Here is a 972-nt window from a genome sequence, read left to right on the forward strand (position 1 = left end):
ACGTTAGAATAAAGGAATCAATTCAGTGAAGCGTTTAGAGCTAAGTGCAGGATTATCAAGCAGACCGCTACTGGCTCAGATCAAGTCCAACCACCACGCAATTCAAGCGAAGCTCAGTTTGCTACTTACTTGCCTATTTATTGCGATAACTGGGTGGATACTCGGTAAAGTGGTGTGGTTAGCAATCCCTCAAACGTCTGATGTGCCAAAATGGAGGCCGTCGGCGGGTAACGTTATTGCCAGCAATAAATCGAATACGATTGATTTCAATGCCCTTCAAAGCGCCAACTTATTTGGCAAATACACCGAACAAAAGCCTGTGGTCGTTGAGCAACCTGTTGTGAAAGACGCCCCAAAAACACGCCTGAATCTTACCCTTGTTGGCGCCGTTGCTAGCAGCAATCCTCAAACCAGCTTAGCGGTGATCGCTAACCGTGGTAAGCAAGCGACCTACGGAATTAGCGAAGAAATTGAAGGTACGCGTGCCACACTAAAAGCGGTGTTGGTCGATCGCGTGATCATCGATAACGAAGGCCGAGATGAAACTCTAATGCTGGAAGGCGTTGAGTATAAAAAATTGTCAGAATCGCCGCAGGCTACTCGAGTGCAAGCTGCTCAGAAAGAACCTGCGTCAGACGTGAGTGACAAACTAGAGCAAATCCGAGAGGAGATTGCGAAAGATCCACAGAGTGTCTTTAAATACATCACCATTTCTCCAGTGAAAAAAGACGACGCCATTATTGGCTACCGAGTTTCTCCGGGTCGTGATGCGGCGTTATTTAATGATGTGGGTCTAGAACCTGGTGATATTGCGGTGCAACTTAATGGGATCGATTTAAGTGATCCGTCTTCTTCAGTACAACTGATGCAAGTGATGAGCGATCCGCAAGAACTGAATTTGACTGTTGAGCGAGATGGTCAGCAGTACGACATCTATATCCAATTGTAATACTTAGGCAACCAGCGTAAGTT

1 protein-coding gene is annotated in these 972 nt (G+C 46.3%); it reads left to right on the forward strand.

What is annotated here, in order from left to right; genetic code table 11:
* The first annotated feature begins 25 nt into the window (after window positions 1-25).
* Window positions 26-949, forward strand: coding sequence for a type II secretion system protein GspC (gene gspC, locus R7P74_RS25145; protein ID WP_005465330.1), 924 nt, complete (start codon window positions 26-28; stop codon window positions 947-949).
* Window positions 950-972 lie beyond the last annotated feature (23 nt).

The organism is Vibrio sp. 2033 (assembly GCF_033339735.1).